This window comes from Gelidibacter sp. (genome assembly GCF_039916245.1).
Taxonomy (GTDB): domain Bacteria; phylum Bacteroidota; class Bacteroidia; order Flavobacteriales; family Flavobacteriaceae; genus Gelidibacter.
Genome location: NZ_JBDSLS010000300.1, coordinates 1 through 8,875, shown reverse-complemented (window position 1 = coordinate 8,875; position 8,875 = coordinate 1). Strand labels below are relative to the sequence as shown.

The window sequence follows — 8,875 nt, the reverse complement described above, 5'->3', positions numbered from 1 at the left end:
TTAATTGGTCATACTTCGACTTGGCTCAGAACAGATATGTTATTCGTGATTAATTCTATTATCGGTAGATGATATTTTTAGCACTCCTATTTCATGATTTATAAGGGCATTTCTGTTCGTGAATATGCTGTTCAAAATCTGCTCTAAAATATTTCAAAGCGCTCTGCAAGGGCTCCATAGCACCTGGAGCTAGTGCACAAAAGGTATTTCCGGGTGCCATGTATTTGGTATGAAACTCGAGAATATCAAGGTCCTCCATTTTACCGCGTCCTGCGTCTATGGCGTCGAGTAATTTCGCAGTCCAAGGCAGACCTTCTCTACATGGTGTGCACCATCCGCAGGATTCATGGGCAAAAAAATGTTCCAGACTGCGTAACATTCCTATCGGACACGTTTTATCATCCAAAACGATGATCGTACCTGTACCCATCCTGCTTCCTACTTTCTGGACACTGTCGAAATCCATGGGCGTGTCCAGATGCTCTTCTGTAAGGAAATCTGTTGATCCGCCACCAGGAAGAACACCTTTGAACGCATATCCATCTTGCATTCCACCAGCATGAACTTCCAGAAGTTCTCGTAAAGTAGTTCCTAATGGCAACTCCCACAATCCTGGGTTTTTGACACGGCCACTTGCTCCATAAAGTTTGGTTCCACCTTCGCCTTCTGATTTGCTTAATTTCATAAACCAATCCGCACCCTTGGCAATAATATGTGGAACATTGGCGATTGTCTCCACATTATTTACAATGGTAGGTTTCCCAAACAATCCGCTGACCACTGGATACGGTGGTTTGGCTCTGGGTAATGCTCGTTTTCCTTCTAAGGCATTGAGCAATGCGGTTTCTTCGCCACACATATAGCGTCCTACACTGATATGTAGTGACATTTCCAGATCAAAACCGCTTCCCATAATGTTTTTTCCAAGATAACCAGCTTCGTAGGCTTCTTGAATAGCCTGAGTAAGTGCTTTCGCTGCTTTATGATAGGCCCAACGTAAGAATATATAACTGAAATTCGCCTCAATGGCAAAGGCTCCAATGATAGCGCCTTCAATAATTTGATGCGGATTTGTTTCCAGCAACAATCGGTCTTTGAAACTACCAGGTTCCATTTCATCAGCATTGACCACAAAATATTTGGGATAGCGGGCACTTTCATCCATTGGAACCATACTCCATTTTTGACCCGTAGGAAAACCCGCACCACCACGTCCTTTCAATCCAGAATCTAATACCATTTGGGTAATCGATTTCGACTCCATGGAAAGAGCTTTACCCAAACCTTTATAGCCGCCAGTTTTCTCATATTCTTCCAGGGTCAGCCAAGTGCCATCACTTTTAATATCTTCTGTTAGTGGTTTTTCCATCGTATTTAAAATTCATCGCTTTATTTGGACTTCCCTAATTGTCGAGCTCTTTGCCTACTTTGCGCAACTTTACGTTCTTGCTTTTAGGAAGATAAAATCACTTTTCATTCATATAGTTTCCCGCACGCAGATCTTCGCAGATTCTTAATTAACTTAAATAACCCAGATATAGTAGATGGTATTTTCTATTGACTTCATAACTTTTACACTTTCTTTAAAGTGATCACTCTATATTAGGACATAAAATTACCTCACACCTCATTCCTAACTCCTAATGCCTATTACAAAATTCATCATTCATAATTATCCAATATTTTCTCCAATTTATCAAGCGTCAAACTCCGGTGTAAATCATTATCAATCATCAGAACGGGCGCATGGTCACAATCTCCAAGACAAGGTACAGACAATAATGTAAACCGATCATCTCCGGTAGTTTGACCATATTCGATCTCAAGTTTTTGCTTTAAAAAAGTAATAATTTCATCATATCCCATAATGTAGCAACTCACACTATTACACACCAGGATCACATGCCGTCCAACTGGCCTTCGGAATATCAAATTATAATAGGTTGCCACACTATCAACAGCATCCACTGACATCTCTAAAATGGCTGCCAGTTCTTTTAATGCTTCATCAGAAACCCAACGATGATACTTTTGAACGATCTTAAGTCCTTCAATACAAGCGGCGCTTTTCACTGGAAAATGTTTAAAGGAATCTTTGATTTCCGATATTTCTTTTTCCGATAAAATTTGTTCTTGCGCCATTTTAATTGCAATTTTTATTCGTTTATAATTAATTTATTGAATTCCTATCGGTCAATATCCGCGAGCACATAATCCACACTTCCCAATATGGCCAGTAAATCGGCAACACTGTAACCCTTGCTGATTTCCGGCACAAATTGCATGTGCGGAAAAGATGGCGTACGGATGCGAGTTCGATATGAGGAGGTACTAGCATCAGCAATAAGATAGTAGCCGTTATGTCCCTTGGTAGCTTCCACGCCGCAAAATGCCTCGCCATGTGGTATAGCTGGACCCCAGGTGGTATGCACAAAATGATTAATGAGCGTTTCAATATCTTTCATGGTATTTTCTTTTCGGGGCGGTGTTGTCAATCGATGCTCTGATTTATAGGGCCCTGCTGGCATCTTGTGAAGGCATTGCTCAATGATCCGCACACTTTGTCGCATCTCTTCAATACGTACGACTGATCGGTCGTAGCAATCGCCATTCTTGCCAGTGGGAATGTCGAATTCAAACTGCTCATAACCAGAATACGGCTGTTTTTTTCTGAAATCCCATTCAAATCCAGTAGCCCTTAGGCCAGGACCTGTGATGCCCCATTCTATCGCCTCTTCCGTTGTATAAACTCCAATACCGACGGTACGTGCTTTGAAAATGCTGTTTCGCATAATCATCTTATCGTACTCGTTGAGCTTATTTTTAAAATAATCAATGAATCCCTGTATCAGTTTCTCCCATCCTTCAGGTAAATCTTGTGCCACGCCTCCAATTCGGAACCAGTTGGGATGCATTCGGGCACCACAAATGGCTTCTACAATTTCCAAGACTTTCTCACGATCATTAAACATCAAAAACACGGGTGTCATCATACCTAAATCCTGAGCAAAGGTGCCATACCAAACCAAATGACTCGAAATTCTAAAGAGTTCACTCATCATAATCCGGATGACTTTCGCTCGATCCGGAACATCGATATCGCCTAGTTTTTCAACAGCCATGACATAGGGGAAATTGTTCATGACGCCACCCAGGTAATCCACGCGGTCCGTATATGGAATATAGGTATGCCAGGATTGCCGCTCTCCCATTTTTTCGGCTCCACGATGATGAAATCCTATATCTGGAACAATATTTACAATTTGCTCCCCATCCAGTTGTAATATGAGCCTGAGGATCCCATGCGTTCCGGGATGTTGTGGCCCAAGGTTAAGGAACATCAATTCATCGCCACCTAAGGTTTTATCCAGTCCCCATTCTTCAGGTTTGAAACGGAGCGCTTCCATTTCTCTTTCTTGTTTATCATCAGGTAGTTGAAAAGGCCCCATTTCAGTGGCTCTAGCAGGATGACATTTCTGTAAAGGATGTCCCACCCAAGTTCGTGGCATCAGAATTCGTCTCAAATCTGGATGTCCGGTAAATTTCACACCAAAAAGGTCATATATTTCTCTTTCGTACCAATTAGCTGAAGGCCATACCGAAGTTACCGATGCGATGGAAGCTTCGCTAGAAGTCAGTGCCACTTTCAGACGCACAAAATCATTTCTTTCGAAGGAAAGCAGTTGATAAACAATGGTAAAGCGACTTTCGGGCTGACCATTTCGAAATTTTCTCGCCTGCTCATCAATCGCTGTAAGATCATACAACATCTTGAAAGGCTCTTCCACATCATTTTTCAGAAAACGCAAGACATCAACAATATGGTCGCCATGAATCCAAAGAGTGGGAAAATTATCTTTGGTTTCCTGAACACTTATAATTACCTCTTGAAAGTGATCTTTTAATATGGTAGTTATTTCCTTCATTTTTCATCTATGCAAACTATTGGTATTTGTAATCATTTATCATTGTTGTCCAATTAAACCTTGTTTTACTTGATGTAAACCATGAGAAATACGAGTTTTTAAAGTTTTTAATAATTACATCTACTTTTCGTTATTTAATAAAATCCCAGTGAAAAGTACAAACCCTGAGTGGTTTTTGATTTTTAAATCCTACTCCTTCAGCATTTTACCACTCTAGTCTTTATTCTATATTCTATAAGCGAAGCGGTCTTGAATCTTTATATAGGAAACCTTCCCTCAAATTTTATCAGGACTTTGTATTTCGGTCATTTTCAGTCGTTGTGGCCCTTGTAAATCTCTCATAGAAACTTCGTTGGGTTTTATAATTCCTTGAGGACCTATCCTCCAGCTCAAGGGTCTCTGTTCTTTGCCTACTTGATCTCTCAGCAGTAAAATGGCCTCAAGGAAGGCATCCGGCCTGGGCGGACAACCGGGCACATAAACATCCACAGGCAAAAATTTATCTACGCCCTGTACCACGCTGTAGATATCATACATACCGCCAGAATTGGCACAAGAACCCATAGAAATTACCCAACGGGGCGCCATCATTTGCTCATATAAACGTTGTATGACAGGTGCCATTTTAATAAATACCGTTCCGGCAATTACCATCATATCGGCTTCACGAGGTGTGCCTCTAATCACTTCTGCGCCAAAACGTGCCAAATCGTATTTACTGGTAATACTCGTGGCCATCTCCACATAACAACAAGAAAGCCCAAAATTGAAAGGCCAAATCGAATTTTTCCGACCCCAAGCTACCATGCTGTCCATGTTTGTAAAAAGAATATTTTCTTGAATCGTTTCTTCGAACGAACCATTCCCTTTTATAACCGCTGTTGGGTTGGCTGCTTTGCTGGTCCACCATTTCATCTTTAATTGGTTTTTGTTTTTTTATGATAGGCTTTAAGAATCGCCTTAGTATTCGGACCAAAGTCCATAGCTCCAATTTTCCAGAGATAGAAAAGCAAAATCAGTAGTTCAGCTATAAAAACGAGTATGATGATATATCCTGGCCATCCGGTTTCTCGAATGGAGATGGCCCAAGTGAAGACAAAAACAGCTTCGAGGTCAAACACCACAAAAAACATCGAAACGACATAAAAATGTATGGGGAAATGCAAGCGTGCAGAACCTGTAGGGATGACTCCCGATTCGAAAGGTTGGGATGTCGCTTTTTCGTTATGGCGTTCACCTAAAAAATAAGAGACGCCTAACATTCCACCTACCAATAAAATCACGGCGAATCCATAAAACAGCAAAGGCCATAATAAAGTGATGTTTGTGGTATGTTCCATTTAAAGCACGATTTAATAAATCAGTTTTTTGAGAAATGAAAATGTTGTATATTCCTTTGAGAAGGACTTAAATCTCTAAGTATATTCCTTAAAGTTAGAGAGATACCCACTCAAATTTCTTACAAACAATATAACGAAAGTTGCATAATTCATAGATTTGACTATTATTTAAAAGTTCATGCACTCCTTAGTCTCAGTAATTTAACCCACTTACTTTACGCTTTCAACAAAGGTTTTACGCGTGTTAATTCCAAAAAACTCTTCACGTATTTCATCTTATTGTTTGAATGCACATTTAAAGATGAGATGAGATTTTGTGTTCTACTTTACAAAAAACTCAACACGTGTTTTTACATGTACTTTAACAATCAAACCAGTCAGTATCCTATTCATCCTGAAACCATTAAAAACGTCACTTGTGTGTGAATAATGTAAAATATCATTGCGTTTCTGTAAGCCATCCAAAAAATGAAAAGTTATCTTTATAACAATTGAAAAAAAGGAAAATGCCACGGCTCGGTAATTAAGCCTCCACTTATTAAAACCGGCACATACTTGTTGAAAAGTGTGAGATTTGAACCTCTAGTTAGCACGCATTGGCATTCACTTTACAAAAAATAATGATCCTAAAATTTAAATGTCAAAAAACCCTAGAATAATTATTGTTGGCGCAGGCTTTGGTGGAATCAAATTGGTCAAAGAACTTTGCAATAAACCCGTTGAAGTGGTTCTGATTGATCAGAACAACTACCACAATTTTCAACCTTTAATGTACCAGGTAGCAACAGGCGGCCTTGAACCCGGAAGCATTGCTTATCCTGTGCGTCGGATTTTTAGAAAATACAAAAACATCCACTTTCGGATGGCTGAAGTGCTATCCGTTAACATTGAAAAAAATCAGGTTTTTACATCTATTGGAGAAATTGACTTCGATTACCTTGTTATCGCCTCGGGAAGTGAAAACAATTTTTTCAATTTTGAACCCGTCAAGGATAAACTACTGGCCTTAAAGTCAGTTCCAGAGGCCCTGTCACTGCGAAATAGCATTTTCAGAAATCTGGAAAAAGCGATGGCCTATAAGATGAAGAATCCACTCAAGGAAGTTATGAATATCGCCATCATTGGCGGCGGTCCGGCTGGATTGGAGTTGGCTGGAGCATTAGCAGAAATGAAGCGGTATGTTCTTCCAAAAGAATTCCCAGATTTGGACCGCTCAACCATGAACATTAACCTTTATCAATCGGGTCCTAAATTACTGGAAGCGATGTCAGAAGAAGCTTCTGATAAAAGTCTGGAATATCTAAAAGAATTGGGCGTCAATGTCTGTTTAAATACACGGGTTGAAAATTATGATGGCGATAAAATTGAGTTCGCCGATGGAAGCTTTTTTAATACCAACCTCGTCATCTGGACTGCCGGAGTAAAAGGTGCGCCAATAAAGGGGTTTCCTGAGAACACCATCTTGCCTGGTAATCGTATTTCAGTTGATGAATACAATGAAGTCAGTGGTTGTAAGAATATTTTTGCTATTGGAGATGTCGCCGCACATATTACCATCGAAAACCCAAAGGGACAGCCCATGTTAGCTCCTGTAGCACAACAGCAAGGCAAACTTTTGGCGAAGAATATTTTGAATAAAATAGAAAATAATCCGATGGCCCCGTTTCAATACCACAATAGAGGTGTCATGGCCACTATCGGAAGAAATAAAGCCGTAGTCGATCTGCCACATTACAAGTTTCAGGGCGTATTTGCCTGGTTTGTTTGGATGTTTGTTCACATCTTATCGATTGTAGGTTTTCGTAGTAAAATAGTAGCTTTTATTGATTGGTCTACAAATTATTTCAGCTATGACCGACCTCTTGGGGTTATTTTAAATTCTGCAGAAGTGAATAGAAGGCAACCACAGAAGGAAAAAATTAAAGACGAAGTATAGACATATGGAAACTAAAGAATTAATTCAGGAATGTATTGACACCGTACGCGTTTTATCGGCCGATGCCGTGCAAAAAGCAAATTCAGGACATCCTGGCACCCCGATGGCGCTATCGCCATTAGGCCATTTATTATGGTCGGAGTTCATGCACTACAATCCAAAAAATCCAGAATGGGCCAATCGCGATCGGTTCGTTCTATCCTGTGGGCATGCCTGCATGTTACAATACAGTTATTTATATTTAACGGGCTATAAAATCACACTCGACGACATCAAAAATTTCCGTCAACTACACAGCATCACGGCGGGCCATCCCGAATATGGACTTATGCCTGGAATAGAAGTCACTACGGGACCTTTGGGACAAGGATTTGCAAATGGTGTGGGCATGGCAATTGCCGAAAAATATATAGCGGAGCGTTACAACCAGCCCGATTTCAAACTATTTGATTATAAAATTTATGCCATCTGCAGCGATGGCGATCTTATGGAAGGTGTTTCGGCCGAAGCGGCTTCCCTTGCTGGTCGCCTCGGCTTAGGAAATATGATTTATTTCTACGACAACAATCATATTACCATCGAAGGTGACACCTCTCTCACATTTAATGAAGATGTTTCAAAGCGCTTTGAAGCCTATGGTTGGCATGTTCAAAATCTATCCGATATCAATGACCTCGATGCACTTTCAAAAGCCATTAAAAACGCCCAAAATGAAACCAATCGCCCTTCGCTCATTAAGGTTCGCAGTCATATTGGTTATGGAAGTCCAAATAAGGAGGACACAGCGGCAGCACACGGTTCAGCGTTGGGCAAAGACGAAGTGCGTTTGGTAAAGCAAAACTTCGGATTCAATCCCGATAAAGATTTTATAGTCCATGATGATGTCTTAGATTTTTACAGAAAAGCCGGAAGTAAATCAGCAGAAAATGAAGACAATTGGAACGAATTATATGAAAACTATAAGGTGCGCCACCGTGATCTTGCCAATGAATACGAAAACATAATTAACGGAAAACTACCTGATGACTGGGAGAAAAAACTTCCAGTATTTGAACCTGGCAATGGCATGGCAACCCGTAAAGCATCTGGAAAAATCTTGAATGCTATCGCGGAATATTTTCCACAATTAATTGGTGGTTCAGCCGATTTATCGCCATCAACGGATACCAATTTAAATGATTACCTCTCTTTTTCTGCAACACAACGGATGGGTCGCAACTTCCATTTCGGCATCCGAGAACATGCCATGGGCGCCATCATCAACGGGATGGCACTCAGTAAATATCTAATTCCTTATGGCGCTACTTTTCTGATTTTTTCCGATTATATGCGTCCGCCATTACGATTGGCCGCCATTATGAAAATCCGACCGATTATGGTGTTCACGCACGATAGCATCGCTTTGGGCGAAGACGGTACCACCCATCAACCTGTCGAACAATTGCTCGGACTGCGCAGCGTCCCAAATATGACCGTCATCCGTCCGGCAGATGCCAACGAAACCGCGCAAGCTTGGCGTGTGGCCATCAAACATACAAATGGACCAGTAGCCATTGTTTTGACCCGTCAGGAAATTCCGATTATCGATCAGAAAAAATATGCCAAAGCAGAAAACCTGGAGAAAGGCGCTTACATTCTTTCTGATTCAGAGGGTCTTCCGGATATTATTTTAA

7 protein-coding genes are annotated in these 8,875 nt (G+C 40.8%); 2 read left to right on the top strand and 5 right to left on the bottom strand.

What is annotated here, in order from left to right:
- Positions 1 to 91 precede the first annotated feature (91 nt).
- The 5 genes from nuoF to ndhC form a co-directional block, all read right to left on the bottom strand.
- The gene (gene nuoF, locus ABIQ28_RS15185) at positions 92 to 1,369 is read right to left on the bottom strand and encodes an NADH-quinone oxidoreductase subunit NuoF (protein WP_348038814.1); all 1,278 of its coding nucleotides are present in this window, start codon (positions 1,367 to 1,369) and stop codon (positions 92 to 94) included.
- 293 nt (positions 1,370 to 1,662) lie between these two features.
- Positions 1,663 to 2,142 (bottom strand): NADH-quinone oxidoreductase subunit NuoE, encoded by a 480-nt coding sequence (gene nuoE, locus ABIQ28_RS15180; RefSeq protein WP_348038812.1) that lies wholly within the window; start codon positions 2,140 to 2,142, stop codon positions 1,663 to 1,665.
- A 44-nt stretch (positions 2,143 to 2,186) separates the two neighbouring features.
- Positions 2,187 to 3,926, bottom strand: a complete 1,740-nt coding sequence (nuoC, locus tag ABIQ28_RS15175; RefSeq protein ID WP_348038810.1) for an NADH-quinone oxidoreductase subunit C/D — start codon at positions 3,924 to 3,926, stop codon at positions 2,187 to 2,189.
- Between the two features lie 276 nt (positions 3,927 to 4,202).
- A complete protein-coding gene (nuoB, locus tag ABIQ28_RS15170; RefSeq protein ID WP_348038808.1) occupies positions 4,203 to 4,841 on the bottom strand; it encodes an NADH-quinone oxidoreductase subunit NuoB in 639 nt (212 codons plus the stop codon).
- 2 nt (positions 4,842 to 4,843) lie between these two features.
- A complete protein-coding gene (gene ndhC / locus ABIQ28_RS15165) occupies positions 4,844 to 5,266 on the bottom strand; it encodes an NADH-quinone oxidoreductase subunit A (protein ID WP_348038806.1) in 423 nt (140 codons plus the stop codon).
- 637 nt (positions 5,267 to 5,903) lie between these two features.
- On the opposite strand from ndhC, the gene ABIQ28_RS15160 reads away from it, so the two are divergent.
- Both ABIQ28_RS15160 and tkt read left to right on the top strand, forming a co-directional pair.
- Positions 5,904 to 7,202 (top strand): NAD(P)/FAD-dependent oxidoreductase, encoded by a 1,299-nt coding sequence (locus tag ABIQ28_RS15160; RefSeq protein ID WP_348038804.1) that lies wholly within the window; start codon positions 5,904 to 5,906, stop codon positions 7,200 to 7,202.
- 4 nt (positions 7,203 to 7,206) lie between these two features.
- On the top strand, positions 7,207 to 8,875 hold a 1,669-nt coding region (gene tkt / locus ABIQ28_RS15155), incomplete at its 3' end, for a transketolase (RefSeq protein WP_348038802.1).